The sequence below is a fragment of the Mesorhizobium sp. LNHC252B00 genome, from assembly GCF_000502955.1.
In the GTDB taxonomy this organism is placed as follows: Bacteria; Pseudomonadota; Alphaproteobacteria; order Rhizobiales; family Rhizobiaceae; genus Mesorhizobium.
Genome location: NZ_AYWO01000026.1, coordinates 60,654 through 75,622 on the forward strand (window position 1 = coordinate 60,654; position 14,969 = coordinate 75,622).

At 61.6% G+C, this 14,969-nt stretch carries 15 protein-coding genes and 1 pseudogene; 8 read left to right on the forward strand and 8 right to left on the reverse strand.

The window, feature by feature from the left end; translation table 11 throughout:
* Nucleotides 1–29 precede the first annotated feature (29 nt).
* The 4 genes from X744_RS145450 to ugpC form a co-directional block, all read right to left on the reverse strand.
* Entirely contained in the window at nucleotides 30–923 is an 894-nt protein-coding gene (locus X744_RS145450) for a carbohydrate ABC transporter permease (protein WP_023761782.1), read from the reverse strand.
* A gap of 1 nt (nucleotide 924) precedes the next feature.
* Nucleotides 925–1,863 (reverse strand): sugar ABC transporter permease, encoded by a 939-nt coding sequence (locus tag X744_RS145445; RefSeq protein WP_023761783.1) that lies wholly within the window; start codon nucleotides 1,861–1,863, stop codon nucleotides 925–927.
* A gap of 93 nt (nucleotides 1,864–1,956) precedes the next feature.
* Nucleotides 1,957–3,282 carry an ABC transporter substrate-binding protein gene (locus tag X744_RS145440; protein WP_023761784.1) on the reverse strand — a complete coding sequence of 442 codons (1,326 nt, stop codon included), beginning with the start codon at nucleotides 3,280–3,282 and terminating at the stop codon, nucleotides 1,957–1,959.
* Between the two features lie 36 nt (nucleotides 3,283–3,318).
* Nucleotides 3,319–4,401, reverse strand: coding sequence for a sn-glycerol-3-phosphate ABC transporter ATP-binding protein UgpC (gene ugpC / locus X744_RS145435; RefSeq protein ID WP_023761785.1), 1,083 nt, complete (start codon nucleotides 4,399–4,401; stop codon nucleotides 3,319–3,321).
* 944 nt (nucleotides 4,402–5,345) lie between these two features.
* Between ugpC and X744_RS1000000175440 the strand changes: the two are divergent.
* Nucleotides 5,346–5,682 (forward strand): annotated as a pseudogene (locus X744_RS1000000175440) (hypothetical protein); the annotation flags it as partial.
* A 359-nt stretch (nucleotides 5,683–6,041) separates the two neighbouring features.
* Nucleotides 6,042–8,192: a ParB/RepB/Spo0J family partition protein gene (locus X744_RS145430; protein ID WP_023761787.1), complete on the forward strand. Its 2,151-nt coding sequence runs from the start codon at nucleotides 6,042–6,044 to the stop codon at nucleotides 8,190–8,192.
* Between the two features lie 364 nt (nucleotides 8,193–8,556).
* Here the strand turns inward: X744_RS145430 and X744_RS145425 are convergent, their stop codons facing one another.
* Nucleotides 8,557–9,015 carry a DUF1173 family protein gene (locus tag X744_RS145425; RefSeq protein ID WP_084025635.1) on the reverse strand — a complete coding sequence of 153 codons (459 nt, stop codon included), beginning with the start codon at nucleotides 9,013–9,015 and terminating at the stop codon, nucleotides 8,557–8,559.
* Between the two features lie 385 nt (nucleotides 9,016–9,400).
* On the opposite strand from X744_RS145425, the gene X744_RS1000000174010 reads away from it, so the two are divergent.
* The 4 genes from X744_RS1000000174010 (at nucleotide 9,401) to X744_RS145405 (ending at nucleotide 11,040) form a co-directional block, all read left to right on the forward strand.
* Nucleotides 9,401–9,772, forward strand: a complete 372-nt coding sequence (locus X744_RS1000000174010) for a hypothetical protein (protein WP_156938610.1) — start codon at nucleotides 9,401–9,403, stop codon at nucleotides 9,770–9,772.
* Between the two features lie 72 nt (nucleotides 9,773–9,844).
* A complete protein-coding gene (locus tag X744_RS1000000176300) occupies nucleotides 9,845–10,351 on the forward strand; it encodes a helix-turn-helix transcriptional regulator (RefSeq protein WP_084025637.1) in 507 nt (168 codons plus the stop codon).
* 324 nt (nucleotides 10,352–10,675) lie between these two features.
* Nucleotides 10,676–10,861 (forward strand): DUF3606 domain-containing protein, encoded by a 186-nt coding sequence (locus tag X744_RS145410; protein WP_023761792.1) that lies wholly within the window; start codon nucleotides 10,676–10,678, stop codon nucleotides 10,859–10,861.
* On the forward strand, nucleotides 10,858–11,040 hold the full coding sequence (locus X744_RS145405) for a hypothetical protein (protein WP_023761793.1): 183 nt from the start codon (nucleotides 10,858–10,860) through the stop codon (nucleotides 11,038–11,040). Before X744_RS145410 ends, X744_RS145405 begins: the two co-directional genes overlap by 4 nt.
* Nucleotides 11,041–11,043: 3 nt before the next feature.
* On the opposite strand, the gene X744_RS145400 is transcribed toward X744_RS145405, so the two are convergent.
* From X744_RS145400 to X744_RS145390, 3 genes are all read right to left on the reverse strand, one after another.
* Nucleotides 11,044–11,259, reverse strand: a complete 216-nt coding sequence (locus X744_RS145400; RefSeq protein ID WP_023761794.1) for a KTSC domain-containing protein — start codon at nucleotides 11,257–11,259, stop codon at nucleotides 11,044–11,046.
* Between the two features lie 244 nt (nucleotides 11,260–11,503).
* Nucleotides 11,504–11,626 (reverse strand): hypothetical protein, encoded by a 123-nt coding sequence (locus X744_RS1000000176075; RefSeq protein ID WP_280948961.1) that lies wholly within the window; start codon nucleotides 11,624–11,626, stop codon nucleotides 11,504–11,506.
* Between the two features lie 336 nt (nucleotides 11,627–11,962).
* A complete protein-coding gene (locus X744_RS145390; RefSeq protein WP_023761796.1) occupies nucleotides 11,963–13,156 on the reverse strand; it encodes a DUF1173 domain-containing protein in 1,194 nt (397 codons plus the stop codon).
* Nucleotides 13,157–13,341: 185 nt separating this feature from the next.
* Here X744_RS145390 and X744_RS145385 point away from each other — a divergent pair, with 185 nt between their 5' ends.
* The gene (locus tag X744_RS145385; protein ID WP_023761797.1) at nucleotides 13,342–13,764 is read left to right on the forward strand and encodes a hypothetical protein; all 423 of its coding nucleotides are present in this window, start codon (nucleotides 13,342–13,344) and stop codon (nucleotides 13,762–13,764) included.
* A 12-nt stretch (nucleotides 13,765–13,776) separates the two neighbouring features.
* Complete coding sequence (locus tag X744_RS145380) at nucleotides 13,777–14,820, forward strand: toprim domain-containing protein (RefSeq protein ID WP_023761798.1); 1,044 nt, start codon at nucleotides 13,777–13,779, stop codon at nucleotides 14,818–14,820.
* Nucleotides 14,821–14,969: the final 149 nt, after the last annotated feature.

The window sequence follows — 14,969 nt, forward strand, 5'->3', positions numbered from 1 at the left end:
CGCGAGCGCTGAGGTTCGGTCGCACGACGTTATTCCTTTACCGCGCCCGTCATTGAGGAAACGTAGTACTCGACAAAGAATGAATAGAGCACCACCACCGGCAGCGAACCGATCAGCGCGCCTGCCATCAGCGCGCCCCACTCATAGACGTCGGAACGAACCAGCTCGGTGAGCACGCCGACCGGTACCGTCTTCTTTTCCGACGATTGAATGAAGGTCAGCGCGTAAATAAACTCGTTCCAGGATAGCGTGAAGGCGAAGATGCCGGCCGAAATCAGGCCAGGTACTGACAGCGGCAGCACGATCTTGGTGAGGATCTGCCAGCGGCTCGCGCCGTCGATCAGAGCGCATTCTTCCAGTTCGAACGGGATCGAGCGGAAATAGCCCATCAGCAGCCAGGTGCAGAACGGGACGAGGAAGGTGGGATAGGTGAGGATCAACGCGAACGGTGTGTCATAGAGGCCGAGGTTGAACACCATCAGCGACAAGGGGATGAATAGGATCGAAGGCGGCACAAGATAGGCCAGGAACACTGCGAGGCCGACCTGGCGCGCGCCCGAAAATCTCAGGCGTTCGATCGCATAAGCCGCCAGCACCGCTGCCAACAGCGACAGGAAAGTGGCGGCGGTCGAGATGATGATCGTGTTGAGCAGCCAGCCAGGATAGGAGGTCTCGAACAGCAGATAGCGTATGTGCTGCAATGTCGGATGAACCACCCAGAACGGATTGTGGTTCGCGTAGTCGGTCATCTCGGCGTTCGGCTTAATCGCCGTGATCGTCATCCAGTAGAAGGGGAACAGGAGCACGATCATGAACACCAGTAGCGGCAGATAGACCGTCACCACCCGGCGCGGCAGGCTTTGCAGGTAGCCCATGCCGCCTTCGTCGGTGTCAATGCGCTCGGCTTGCTTGATCGCGGCCATGTCAGTCTCCGCCGCCTTGCTGCCATCTGCGCCGTTGCAAGCCGAAATAGCTGAACAGGATCGCCGCCAGCAGGAAGGGGATCATGGCGACGGCGATTGCCGCGCCTTCGCCGAGCTGGCCTCCGGCAATGCCGCGCTGGAAGGATAATGTCGCCATCAGATGGGTAGCATTTACCGGGCCGCCACGAGTGAGCACATAGATCAGTTGGAAATCGGTGAACGTGAACAATACTGAGAAAGTCATGGTGATGGCGATGATCGGCGTTAGCAGCGGCAGGGTCACGTGGCGGAACAATTGCCAGCGGCTGGCGCCGTCGAGGGTGGCGGCCTCATAGAGCGATTGCGGGATGGTCTGCAGGCCGGCGAGCAGAGTGATTGCGACGAATGGAATGCCGCGCCAGACATTGGCGGCTATGACCGAGGCGCGGGCATTGGTCGGGTCGCCGAGGAAGTTGATGCGATGGTCGATCAGTCCCATCTGCTGCAGCGCCCAGGACAGGATCGAGAACTGCGAATCGTAGATCCACCAGAAGGCGATCGCCGAAAGCACCGTCGGCACCACCCAGGGCAGCAGCACCACCGCGCGAAAGAACGACTTGAAGGGAAGGTTCTGGTTGAGGATGAGCGCCAGCCAGAGCCCGAGCACGAACTTCAGGATCGAGGCGCTGACCGTGTAGAGCAGCGTGTTGAAGACCGAGAGCCAAAAGACGCTGTCGCTCCACAGATATTCATAATTCTCGATGCCTATGAAGATGCCGGGGCGGCCGATGCGCGCATCGGTGAAACCGAGCCAGACGCCGAGCCCGAGCGGGTAGGTCAGGAAAACCAGCAGCAGCGCCGCCGCCGGCAGCATGAAGCCGAATCCGAGGACATTGCGGCTTTCGGCCAGACGCGACAGGATCGACGGGCGCGGCCGAACCGCAGCGGAATTCACGGCCATGGGTGGCTCCTCGTGAAGTCTGGTTGCATGGCGGTGCAAGCCGCCGCCGAAACCGAGCCGGGCAGCGCGGTCGGCCGCCCGGCTCAGCTGTGGTCAAACGCGATAGTAGCGGTTGGCGCGCTTTTCCGCCTCTTCCATCGCTTCCTGCGGTGTGGCCTGGCCAGTCACGGCCTTGGCGAACATGTCGACCAGAACATAGTCGGCCATGGTGGCGGCCGAGGCGTAGCCGAGCGGCCCGGCATAGCCGTTGGGACGCAGCGTTTCCGAGGCTTTCGCGTAAGCCGCATTGTTCGGATCGGCCTTCCAGACGGGATTGTTGGCGAAGGCTTTGAGCGTCTGGCAACAGTAGCACGCCGAGGAGGTGATCCAGTCCGACATTTGCGGATCCTCGAACATGAACTGCAGATAGGCCTTCGCCGCGTTGGGGTAGGGCGTGTAGTTGAAAATGACGGCCGTGGTCACCTGGAACAGCTCGACGGATTTCCCGACCGGACCGATCGGCAAGTTGGTCGTGCGCATGTCCTTGGCGATCTCGGTCAGCTTCGGATCCTTGTCTTTGTTGACCTTGGCGGTGTTGTAGACGGAAATCCCGTTGGCGATGACGCTCACTTCGCCGGCCAGGAAGGCGCGGTTGTTGTTGACGTCGAGCCAGCTCTCGGTCCCGGGAATGAAGGTCTTATAAAGCTCCTGCGCATATTGGATCGCCTTGAGCGTCTCGGGCCTGTTGATCGTGACCTTGCCTTTCTCGTCAACCATCTGGCCGCCATGGCTCCACAGCAGCCAGTGCGCGTAGTTGTTGCCGTCGCCGACGCCATGGCCGTGGGTGAAGCCGGCCGGATGGCCTTTGGCCTTGAGTGCCTTGCACAGCTCGAGGAAGCCGGCCGTGTCCTTCGGAAACTCCGCGAAACCGGCCTCCTTCACCCAGCTTTCCCGGTAGACGATGGCGTTGCCGATGGTGGCCAGAGGCAGGCCGATGAACTTGCCCTCGTGCGCTGCATACTGTTTCGGCCCATCGTACCAGCCGCCATATTTCTTGCCGAGATAATTGCCCAGTTCCGTCACGTCGAGCAGCTTGTCGGGGTACTGGTGCGGATCGTCGAACCAGACAAACATCACGTCCGGACCGGAGCCGACATTGGCGGCGACCGCAGCCTTGGGGCGAATGTCTTCCCAGCTCTCCTTGTCGACGCGGACCTCCACCCCCGTCACTTCGGTAAACCGTTTGGTGTTTTTCAGCCACTGGTCCTCGTCGCCCTGCACGAAAGGCGACCAGCGCAGCAGCCTGAGCTTCGCGCCGTCCTCTGGTTTGTACTTCAACCCCTCCTGGGCAAAGGCCGGGGAGCCGACGAACCGACTCCCCAAGGCGCCAGCGGCGGCGCCGGCGGTCGTGCGGATCACGTCGCGTCTGGTGAATTTCATGCTCGTTTCCTCCTGTCTTTCCTCGTTGCGTGTCGCTTACCGCTGCGGGGGCTGATCGATGCGCTTGCCGGTTTCGCCGTGAAAGAGATGAACGAGACCAGGCTCGACCGACAACCGGATGGTTTCTCCCGGCGCGAAGGAATGGCGTTCCCGGAAATTGGCCACGACGTCCTCGCCTCCCGCCGTCCGGCCGATGATCTGTACTTCCGAGCCGGTCGGCTCGATGACCACCACGGTGATCGGAATGCCATTGTCGTCCAGCCGCAAATGCTCGGGCCGTATCCCCAGCACGACGGGCTCGCCATTGCCGATGGAGGACAGCCCGGACAAAGGCACCGAAATCCCTCCCTCGCCCTGGAAGCGCGGCGTGCCTTCGGTCAGGATAGTTCCTTTGAGCATGTTCATGGCGGGAGAACCGATGAAGCTTGCGACGAAGAGGTTGTTCGGCCGGTCGTAGAGCTCCAGCGGCGGCCCGATCTGCTCGACGATACCGTCATGCATGACCACGATCTTGTCAGCCATGGTCATGGCCTCGATCTGGTCGTGCGTGACATACACGGTCGTGGTCTTCAGCCGTTGGTGCAACTCCTTGATCTCGGCGCGCATCTGCACCCTAAGCTTGGCATCAAGATTGCTGAGCGGCTCATCAAACAGAAACACCTGCGGATTGCGCACGATCGCGCGGCCCATGGCGACGCGTTGACGTTGGCCGCCTGAAAGCTGCCGCGGATAGCGCGACAGCAGAGCAACCAACCCGAGGATTTCGGCTGCCCGCTTGACACCTGCATCGCTATGCGCCTTCGGAACACCCTTGAGCATGAGCGAGAACGCCATGTTCTCCGCAACCGTCATATGCGGATAGAGCGCGTAATTCTGGAAGACCATGGCCACGTCGCGTTCCTTCGGAGCAACGTCATTGACGATCCGGCTGCCGATCGAGATATGGCCGCGCGAAATCTTTTCCAGGCCGGCAATCATCCGCAGAAGTGTCGATTTTCCGCAGCCGGACGGTCCGACTAGCGTGACGAACTCGCCGTCTTCTATATCGACGCTGACACCATGCAGGACCTCGGTGGCCCCGAACGATTTGTAGACATCGCCAATCGCGACAGACGCCATCGAACTCCTCCCGATGGTCCCCTGCGAATGTCATGGGGAGCCGTTTCTACCAGGCGTGGTTTGAAACGGATGCCGGCAGTGCGGCAATCCACCACTGGCGTCGGCGACGTCTGCCCCAGATCCCCCTGGGTCACGCGACCTTGAAACCGTAGCGCTACCAATTCCACCTGTAAAGCGGCCATGCACAACCGCAGAACGACGGGTCTATGCCGTAAACCCGCGGCCGAAGGGCGCGGGACACCTATGCCAACGGCGTCTGGTTCCATTTGGCCGGCGCTCGCTCGGGCTGTCCTCACGCTTATTGTATTGCAGTTGGATATTTCCTGCTGACATTCAGGCGTTTCTATAAGCGCTCCACGAAAAGCACGGGCGTAAAACGGGAGCCTGTCAATCCTACTCAGCCGCTTCGATTGAGGGGGCGCCACCATTTGCCAGCGCCTTCGCTGAGGGGTACTCTTTCACGCAAGAGCCGGCGGTAGGTGTCGTTTCAAAAAGGGCTCCATCGGGTTCAGATCGTCGACGAGGAACACAAAACCATCGCGATCAGATGCGTAGAGAGTCGTGGTGTCGCTGGAGATGTCGAAGTTCGGATTGTACCGCCCGCAACTCGAGGCGTCCGTTCTCGATTTCCAGCGTCTTCATCTGCTCGCGCGATCATTAAGGAGACCCTGCTGGTATCGACGGCGCGTTGCGCGGTCAGACGTTTCCCAGTCGTCGTTGCCTCGTTCCGGCATCCGAGTTCAGGCTCCAAAGCGGGGGCAAGGCCTATAGCTTCTCGCTCGCCGACGGTGACTGGTTCTATTTCGCTGGAGTCTGGCGAAACGCAAAACTGGCTATGGATGTTTGTCTTCAGGTCCTGCGTGGTGAAGCCCAGACGCCGGTAGCGAAACGAGCCTTCGTTGCAGCGGCGTTAGAAGCGAAAATCAAATCCTACGCAGCGACTGAGGTACGTAGCCTCCCGTTTCGCTCTGGAAGCTGGACTGGCGCTGATCCAGTTTGTCGATTCCTCGCCTACGCCGTTCGTCAACGGCATCAAGACGGCGCGGCAACGGATCGTCGCTCGGCATGATGAAGATCGCCAGAGCTTCCTGCGCAAGCGCTGCTTCTCCAAATCCGACACAGCAAGAATCATCGATACTATGCTGCTTGAGGAAGGCTGCCGCCGAAATCGATTTTCGACTTCGTACAGGGCATCACGCGGGTCGCGCGCGACAAGTCGTATCAGGTTGATCGTTTGGAGATGGCGGCAAGGCCAAGAAGCTTCTCGATTTCGCTGCGTGATCCTTCCGACGCCTGGCGTGGAGGACCTCCGCGCGCCGGCCGCACATCTGTCATCTCCATTAATCCCAGCTCCGTCCTCAAAAGCACGAAGACGGCGCCTTTTCTTTCCGGACGGTCATGTGCCGGGAGATGGACCACGCCAACACCCTGGGGCCCTCGGCGTCGTCGTCGCGAAGAGATCAGCAAGCCAAAACCATGGCGGGCATCATCATTTCGACCCATCAAAATCTGCGGCAGGCGGCAGGCGGCAGGCGGCCGGCGGCGGCGTGAGGCCTGGAGACAGAGGAGGCAGGGAGTTTCTAGACGGGTTTGGAGGTTCAGGGAGAGGCCCCGGGCCGCCCGTCACGGAGAACTAGACCATGGCAAAGAACGCCATTCAGAAGATCGCGATGAACGCCGCCGAGAATATTCCCTATGACAAGCTAATGCTGTCGCAGAAGAATGTTCGGCGCATCAAGGACGGCGTGTCGATCGAGCAACTGGCCGAAGACATTGGACGGCGGAAGCTGATCCAGAGCCTGAACGTTCGGCCCGTGCTCGACGGCGAGGGCGAGGAGACCGGCACGTTCGAAGTGCCCGCCGGCGGCCGGCGCTATCTCGCGCTCGGTATCCTCATCAAGCAGAAGCGCCTGGCCAAGAATGAGCTGATCCCGTGCATCGTCAACCGCAGGCACGAGACGTCGGCCGAAGAAGACTCGCTTGCAGAGAACCTGCGTCGTGCAGACCTTCATCCGCTCGACCAGTTTCGCGCGTTCAAGGCACTCAGCGATCAGGGCCTCGATCCGGAAGAGATCGCCGCGCGCTTCTTCGTGTCGCCAGCCACGGTGACGCAGCGCTTGCGGCTGGCATCGGTCTCACCCAAGCTGCTCGACCTCTACGAGAAGGACGAAATCCGGCTCGAACAGATCATGGCCTTCTCGATCTCGGACGATCACGCGCGCCAGGAGCAGGTCTGGGAGCGAATTGCCAGCTCGCACATGCAGGAGCCGTACTACATCAGACGCCTGCTGACGGAGACGACGGTCCGGGCCGATGATCGCCGGGCCGTCTATGTCGGTGCCGGGGCCTATGAGGCGGCCGGCGGCGTCATCCTGCGCGATCTCTTCGAGCAGGATTCCGGCGGCTGGTTCCAGGATGCGGCGCTCCTCGAGCAGCTCGTCTTCGACAAGCTGAAGATGGATGCCGAGGCGATTCGCGCCGAAGGGTGGAAATGGGTCGAGGCGGCAATTAGCTTTCCCTACGGCCATACCTCCGGCATGCGGCGCATCTATGCCGAGGCGGAGGAACTCAGCGCCGGGGAGATCGAACGCTACGATGCGCTGAAGGCCGAATACGACAAGCTGGATGCGGACTATGCCAAGGCCGACGATGCCGACGAAGCGATCGAGGCGAAGCTCGACCAGCTGGGTGCCGAGCTCGATGCGATCGATGATCGTCCCCAAAGCTACGATCCCGCCCACAAGGCCATTGCCGGTGTGTTCGTGACCCTCGCTGCGAATGGTCAGCTTCAAGTCGATGCCGGTTTCGTGCGATCGGAGGACGAGCCGCGGACCGAAACCGGCGACGTCGATGAGGGCGAGGAAGGACGCGCCGACCGCGGAACCCGATCCAGTGGCGACGACTGTGGCGATGGTGTTGTCGTCAACGGCAATCCAGTGAACGACAGCGCTAGTGACGACAGCGAGGACGATGGCATCAAGCCGCTGCCTGATCGACTCGTCTTCGACCTGACCGCGCAGCGGACGCTGGCACTGCGCAACGCACTCGCCGGTGACGTCGACATGGCCTTCGTCGCCGCACTCCACGCCTTCGTCCTGCAGGTCTTCTATCGCTTCGCGCCGGACACCTGCCTTGAGATCAGCCTGAAGAGCGGCAGCTTCAGTCAGATCGAGGGTCTTGCTGAGACGCCCTGGGCCAAGGAGATCGCCGAGCGGCACGAAGCGTGGGATCGCGATTTGCCCGATGAGGCAGAAGGCCTGTGGGACTTCCTTCTCGGCCTCGACGAAGCAAGCCGCAAGGCGCTGTTGGCGCACTGCGTCTCGCTAACCCTCAATGCGGTCGTCGAACCCTGGAACAGGCGAGCGAAGGCGCTCCAGCATGCAGACATGCTTGGCCGCTCGCTCCAGTTCGACATGGTCAACGCCGGCTGGACGCCTTCGGTCGAGTTCCTCGGGAGGCTCACCAAAGCGCGGATCCTACAGGCTGTCAGTGAAGCTCGTGGCATAGAATCTGCGCAGCTGATCGACCACATGAAGAAGGACAGCATGGCGCGTGAGGCCGCCCGTTTTCTCGAAGGGTCCAACTGGCTTCCAGAGCCGCTGCGCGTTGAGGTCGATGAAATTGCTACCGATTCTGGCGATGCGGTCGTCGGCGACATGTCGTACGAGTCAGCTCTCGACGGCGATGCCACCGAGCTGCCGGCCTTCCTCGCCGACGATGCGGATCCGTCCCGCGATGAGCCGGTGACCATCGACGGCGACAAGGCCGACCACCTCCAGACCGCCGAATAGTCGGCCTCACGCTCGCACCGGGCCCGGCATTCCGCCGGGCCTTTCCGGCTGTAACTCACTCTCAAGCCCGGGACCGCCATAGCGCGCCCGGGCCCTCCTTTCACGGAGATCGACATGTTCGACTGGAACAGAAGTTGGTCAAATGAACCATCGACCGGGGTGACGCCCCGGCGGACGCCGATGAGAAAGCCAACTCTCCAGAGTTTCGCTCGCCGATGCAACGCTGGATTCGGACAGGTCGAATGGCATAGCGAGTTCAATGTTTACAACGATCAGCCGCCGACTGTGCTTACGCCGCGGATCTTCGTAAACCCGCAGCATGCTCACCGAAAAGGACGATCGCTGGTCACCCCTCACCATAGCGTCATGGTCCAAGACAGCAGCGTCCTTGTCCAATGCATTGTCTGAATCGATTGCCGGCAATCGATTCACGACATTGATGGAAATTTGAGATGCCGCACAGCCATGGAAGGGCTGAGATCTCCTCCTCACCGATCCGCCAGGTCCACTCACCCATCTCCGGTCGGTTCGCGATCATATCCTGCAACGAAACCTCCAACGCTTCGTCCGCACCGGCCGGGACGACAAAGAGCGCTATCGGCTCGTCGCTGTTCTGGAGCAGAGCGTTGGCGATCGGCTGGTCCGTCTGCAGGTCATATCGCAATCCCTTCACGGTCTTCCCGCGAAGGCGGGCGAGCGCGTCAACGAACCTCTTTTCCGGCACCGTCTCACTCGGCTGACGGGCCAACCAAGCAACCCGCGCAGGCAGCGGTCGGCCCTCGGGATCCGGCTGCCTTGACGGAACGCGATAGGCATTTCGCATATTGGCTCCGATCAGCAGTATGCCCGGCGCAAGAGGATGGGAGAAAAGTCATGTCCCGAGAGCGTGACGTGCGTATGTGGCGCGAGGCCGGCAAGCTTGCGGAATCTGGCGACTACGAAGGGTGGCAGGTCATCGAATGGGAGCTTCGCAAAAGAGGATTCCCACGCGCCAAGCTATTGCTTGATAACGATCGGATCCGCGACAAATTGGATCAGCTCTGCAAGAGCGCACAGGCGNCCACGCGCCAAGCTATTGCTTGATAACGATCGGATCCGCGACAAATTGGATCAGCTCTGCAAGAGCGCACAGGCGAAACGCGCCTATCCCAACCGGACCTAATGGCCAGAAGCGCCCCCGCCACTGTGATTGGCAATGCGTCCGCGGCATGCGCATTGCGACGAGTCTAACGATCTGCGAAACCAAGAGGCGGCTCTGGTTTCGGCATCGCTTTGCTCAGATCGAAATTGCGAGGCAGCTGAACCTGGGTGTTCGCAATCGCCGTCGTGGTCGTCCTGTCAACCGGTACGATTATCACCATCCGGACCTGTTGTTCAGGCCACAGTGGTTTTCCGAAAAGGAAGAGCACAACGGTAACAACGCAGATCAGGAGAAGCGTTGCAAACGTGTTCGCGATGATCTCACCAGGCAGCATCCGACCTCCAATGAGAGCACCCGCCACTCGGGGACATACAATGACGGGCGCTCAACAACCGACGATGAAGGGACTCATGTTCGCCGGCAGGCATTCAATGAGTGACCGACCCTGATGTTTCGCGCTTGGGACTTTTGCCGTTCAGCACAGGACTTAAGTCGCAATCTCACCGACGGCATGGCTACCTCCAAACGCGATAGAGCTCTCGGATTTGCTCATTTGCTTCATCGGCGAGGACAGTTTTCCGTTGCATTAGCAGTTGATGAAATTTGTCGGAACCTTCGGCCCGTTACGCTGTTCTGCGGGAGGTCAGTGGCGGGAAGGGTCGTTGTGCAAATCCTTACATCAGAGCAGTCGCGAGCAGCACGGGCCCTCTTGAACTGGTCTCGTGCGCGACTAGCCGGCAGGTCCGATGTTAGCGAAGACACGATCCGCGAGTTTGAGAATGGCAACAGGGTTCCACGTGCCGGCAACCTCGCTCGCATTCGACGAGCTTTGGAAGCTGCAGGTGTGATCTTCACCGCTGAAGGGCTATCGCTGGCCAATCTCTCGGAAGATGCTGTTCGACGTAATCGGTTGAAGGACGTTGGGCCGCATTCGGCAGAAGCTGTCGAGCGCAACAACCACAAGGGCGGAAGGGGAACGAGCCCTACCGATTTGCTTGATCCTTTGCCACGACGTTGAAAAGTACAAGGCTTGTCATCGGGCGGCCGATATTTCGACGTTCAGTCAATGCCGGGTCTTGCCGTCAACATCTTTGATGGCCTGGGTCCGGTGGCCGTCGAACTTCGTGGCCCCAGCCATCGCCCTTGGCTGCTCGACCAGCTCCGGCTCAATCGGACGAATGAAGGACAACCGGACGCCGCCAGCGGAGTTAGGCACGTACAAGCACTCCAGCCAACAATTTGCTGATATCGCACAGCCATAAGCGTTCCGTTAGCACTTGCTGAAAAAGCAATGCGGAACATTCCTGCCGCGTCGCTGTTTTCCTCACCAGGAGGAACAGCGATGGGCGACCACAAATACAAGCGAGATTTCCGGGACCGCGATCGCGTGTCCGCGGACGAGGATTATGAGGTCCGCTACTTCGCCAAGCAGCACCGAATTACGCCCGAACAGGTTCGGGAACTGATCGGCGAGCATGGCAACGACCGCAAAACCTTGGCGCATGAGGCCAGGAAGCTGCGAGGGTGACGAAGCTTTCCGATTTGGGGCCGCCGATCATCGGCAGTCGGCATGGGAAAGAGCCAGCCGACGAGCGCGACCATTTCCACACGTGCCCGGTGTGTGGCCAGGCGGTCGACCGGCGCGACCTCCGACAAGTGCTCTGGCACGAGCAGCCGTGGCACAAGCCGCTCGATCCAGACGCCTAGCGGTCAGCGCTCGTCGTCGCCTGAAATTCGACGATACCGGAAGTGATTTCGAATGTGGTCGTTGAAAAAGCGGCCCTTGGCGAAGGCTGCCCGGAACGCCGCAAAAGTCTCCGGCGGCACACCTTCAAACTCGTAGCGCTTGCCACTGGCGACAAACCACACGGACAAGACACGGCTCTCCGGATCATAGTCTGTTTTGCTTATCGAGGTGGAGGGCATAGACCCTTGCTCTTTTTACGAAACCACGCGCCTGTGCATTAACTTCGCGATTGCATTAACGTTCCTCGGCGCGTTGTTTGGACTACAGCATTTGGGCGCATTCTCCCCCGGGAGAAGGGCTTGCACAGATCACGGCACGACACCCGTTCGACAAGTGGCGCAACCGCACAAGTGCCAAGCGCTTCGTGCACCCAACGATTGGTGAGCGTGCCGGGACCATCGCCGCAGCCGGCGCGCTGGCCCTTCAAGCGGCCATGCAGAACGGCGACAGCCTGCCCGAGTTCAACGTGTCGAACTTGATCGGGCGAAGCCGGAACCGATCATTGGCATCGCCTCCGTCGTCGACGGCGGCACGATCGACGTCCACGGGCAGCGCATCCGCTTCAACGGCATCGATGCGCCGGAGAGCAGGTAATACTGCCATGGCGCCAAGGAATTGCGAATATCCGTGCGGCCGGCGATCGGTAGGAGCGGTCGACGCGTTCCGCCTCGATACCCATGCAGTGCACGTTCGTAACCCGGCCTCACTATTGCCGTTTAGTCGGAGAGTCCCGGCGTGCAGACGGGGCCAGCGGGCGGCATGGATGGTCCAGCATGGCCGGTCACTCGATTGGCACGCTATAGCCACGGCGCCTACGCGGAACAGCAGGCGAAGCCCAAGCGGCAAAGCTCGGCATTCGGATTGGGACATTCCGTCCGACGCTCAAACCGGTAGCGGCGGCATGTCGCCTTCGCCGACCCGCCACACCCAGGAGCCGATCTCCGGTCGCGCGGCCATCATTTCCTCGAGCGACGCGTCGAAGGTCTCGTGCGCTCCGGCCGGAACGACAAAGAGCGCTATCGGCTCGTCCCTGTTCTGGAGCAGTGCGTTGGCGATCGGCTGGTCGGTTTGCAGGTCAAAACGCAATCCCTTCACGCTCTTCTCGCGAAGGCGGGCGAGCGCGTCGACGAGCCTTTTCTCCGGGATCGTCTCGTAAGGAATCCAGTTCTCGGACACCACCATCAACGCGACCTCCTCGACAATGGCGAGGCCGGCCGCGTTCAGTCCAAACGTCGCGATCGCCATCAAATGTGAACTGGAATCCGCTCCCCACAGTGACAATTCTTTCTCGAAACGTATCTGCAAACGCCGATCCAATGCATTGTCGATGTAAAAGGGAAAGCCGGGCAAATGTCTGATGACAAGTTTCTGACCGGAGCGGGCAGAAACAATCTCTTTCACCTCGCCGACCAGAACCAGTAACTTTCGTGGGCCGGATTTCGGCGGGAGCGCCATGCCGAGAGCCGCATTGCGACGATGTTCGATCGCTTGCCTGTTCTCGGCGCGAAACGGCTCGGGCACGAACAGGATATCCGCGAGGCGTCCGCCCCTCACCGTCATTTGCCCGGCAGCCTCGATCAGATGCCAGCGGACATTCCACCAATGTCGCTTGCCGGCCCATCGGGATGTCCAGACGGTCAATTCGGCCTCGTGCCAGAGATAATGAAGGAGGCCACGCAGCGACATCTTCCTGGGGTCTCCGGTTGCACTGGCGGAGCTCTTGCCAGCAGGCTCGGATGCTACTCGGCTCCCGGTCTTCGACAGGGTGAAGTCCAGTTTGAGGGCCGCCAAGCCACTTTGCGGATCGAGCTGGATCGCGCTGCCCATCAAGGCGCCCAGGCCGGACAGTTCGTAAGGCGATTCGTAGGAATCGCAGGAGGGATCATGCCCGCCGCCGCTGAGCGGCATGCGCTTGATCAGGTGAAGGCCGCCGATGCGGGCGATGTACATCGGGCAGCCCGGCTCGCGGCACAGGCATAGCGGGCGCTCGGTGCGGGCATGGGCGTTCGCCAGCGCCGCCTGCAGGTCAGGCGCTCCCTCCTCGTAGACCTCACTGCCAATTCTGAACCGTCGCATCACCTCCGCAGCTCCAGGTCGTCGCCGCATCCCTGTGCGCGCATTCAAGTCATGGCTTTGCGCAGAGTGCAACCCGTTTGGTGCATCGGCGCGAGAGGCAGAGGGGAGCCGGGAGCAGTGCGGCCCGGCTGGCGCGCAGAGAGTGTCCGCGCGGGCGCCACTCCCCTCTCGCGAAGGACATTTCCATGAACATTGTTTCGCCCACACCGGCCGTTGCCCGGACTGCTGCTCCCCTCGACGCGCCGACGCCTGCCTCCATCACCAATGCCCAGGCAATCCATCAGGCGGGAACGCTGGTTTTGCCTTTCCTCGAACACGGCAAGCCTGTCACCACCGCCGCACTGCGCACCGCCATGACGACAAGTTTTGGCGGCAGCGATGCGCAAGGGTTCTGGGTCTGGAAAGACGCCTATGAGGCGCTCGAAACCGCCCAGGTGCTGTTTCTGCGCCGGTTCGGCCCTCCGATCCTGTCCCGGTCGACCACGCCGCGGGCAACGCTGGCGATGATGAAGCGCATCGCCGAACTTCTTCCCACCCATACGCGACGCTCCGAAATCCCCGTCTCGCGCTATGACGCCGCCCATATCGACGATCATCTCGCGCTTTGAGGGAAGGCGATCATGACCGGCTCGGCCTCCGAGCTGGCGCGCCGCCTTGGCGAACACGCCGAGGCAGTGTGCCGCGAATATCTCTCCAACGGCCATCGCTCCGGCAATCACTGGATCGTCGGCGATGTCCGCAACACGCGCGGTCGCTCAATGCATGTGCGGCTGAGGGCAAACGCCAATGGCCCGGCGGGTAGGTGGGTCGACGAGGCGACATCTGAATTTGGCGATCTGCTCGATGTCATCCGTGAAAGTTGCGGCCTCGTCGACTTCCGTGACATCGCGGATGAAGCGCGTCGCTTTCTCTCTATGCCGCCGCCACCGCCCCAAGCTCCTGGCGCGCAACGCCAGCCTGCCGCGGCACCCGCCTCGCCTGACGCCGCGCGTCGCCTGTTCGCCATGTCGCAGCCGATCGCCGGCACGTTGGCCGAACGATACCTCGCCGGCCGCGGCATCCTGCTTTCCGCGCATGAGCCCGCGCTGCGCTTCCATCCCGGCTGCTACTACAGGGATCTCGTAACGGGCGAGACGCAGACTCTTCCTGCGCTCATTGCCGCTGTCACCAGCCTCGACGGGCAGATCACCGGCCTACAACGCACCTGGCTTGATCCTTCGGGTCAGGGCAAGGCGCAACTCGCGGATCCACGCCGCTCGCTGGGGGATCTCCTTGGCAACGGCATCTGGCTAGGCCACTTGCCCGGAGCGCCCGTCCCGGTCATGGCCGCGGGCGAGGGGCTCGAGACGATCGCCTCGCTACGGACTGTGATGCCGGTGCTGCCGGTGGCCGCGGCCACCTCGGCCAATCACCTTGCCGGCCTGAGGCTTCCCCCCGGCTGCCGCCGCCTCTACATCGCGGCCGACGCTGACGCCGCCGGCCGGCACGGCATCGAACGTCTCAGCCAGCGCGCAGGCGAGTCAGGAATCCTCGCCCTGGTGTTGCGGCCGCAGCTCGGCGACTTCAACGACGATCTGCGCCATCTCGGCCCAGCTCATCTCGCCGCATGGCTCAGCGATCAGCTCGTCCCGAATGATGCCCGTCTGTTCCTGCCACCAGGATGAACGGGCGGGGCCGGCAGGCGGGCACGGTCGGCGTCACCGGAAGCCTTGCAGGCATGGCGACGGTCCGCCGGAGAGGCTGCGCCCGCGGCCTGCCCGAGAGGCGACCCCTGCCACCCTCCGGTCACGGCCGCAACGGCTGCGCCGTCCTC

Excerpts from the sequence above, each read along its gene's own strand:
- X744_RS145450 (WP_023761782.1), bottom strand. The coding sequence starts at position 923 with ATGGCCGCGATCAAGCAAGCCGAGCGCATTGACACCGACGAAGGCGGC.
- X744_RS145445 (WP_023761783.1), bottom strand. The coding sequence starts at position 1,863 with ATGGCCGTGAATTCCGCTGCGGTTCGGCCGCGCCCGTCGATCCTGTCG.
- X744_RS145440 (WP_023761784.1), bottom strand. The coding sequence starts at position 3,282 with ATGAAATTCACCAGACGCGACGTGATCCGCACGACCGCCGGCGCCGCC.
- ugpC (WP_023761785.1), bottom strand. The coding sequence starts at position 4,401 with ATGGCGTCTGTCGCGATTGGCGATGTCTACAAATCGTTCGGGGCCACC.
- X744_RS145430 (WP_023761787.1), top strand. The coding sequence starts at position 6,042 with ATGGCAAAGAACGCCATTCAGAAGATCGCGATGAACGCCGCCGAGAAT.
- X744_RS145425 (WP_084025635.1), bottom strand. The coding sequence starts at position 9,015 with ATGCGAAATGCCTATCGCGTTCCGTCAAGGCAGCCGGATCCCGAGGGC.
- X744_RS1000000174010 (WP_156938610.1), top strand. The coding sequence starts at position 9,401 with ATGCGCATTGCGACGAGTCTAACGATCTGCGAAACCAAGAGGCGGCTC.
- X744_RS1000000176300 (WP_084025637.1), top strand. The coding sequence starts at position 9,845 with ATGGCTACCTCCAAACGCGATAGAGCTCTCGGATTTGCTCATTTGCTT.
- X744_RS145410 (WP_023761792.1), top strand. The coding sequence starts at position 10,676 with ATGGGCGACCACAAATACAAGCGAGATTTCCGGGACCGCGATCGCGTG.
- X744_RS145400 (WP_023761794.1), bottom strand. The coding sequence starts at position 11,259 with ATGCCCTCCACCTCGATAAGCAAAACAGACTATGATCCGGAGAGCCGT.
- X744_RS145390 (WP_023761796.1), bottom strand. The coding sequence starts at position 13,156 with ATGCGACGGTTCAGAATTGGCAGTGAGGTCTACGAGGAGGGAGCGCCT.
- X744_RS145385 (WP_023761797.1), top strand. The coding sequence starts at position 13,342 with ATGAACATTGTTTCGCCCACACCGGCCGTTGCCCGGACTGCTGCTCCC.
- X744_RS145380 (WP_023761798.1), top strand. The coding sequence starts at position 13,777 with ATGACCGGCTCGGCCTCCGAGCTGGCGCGCCGCCTTGGCGAACACGCC.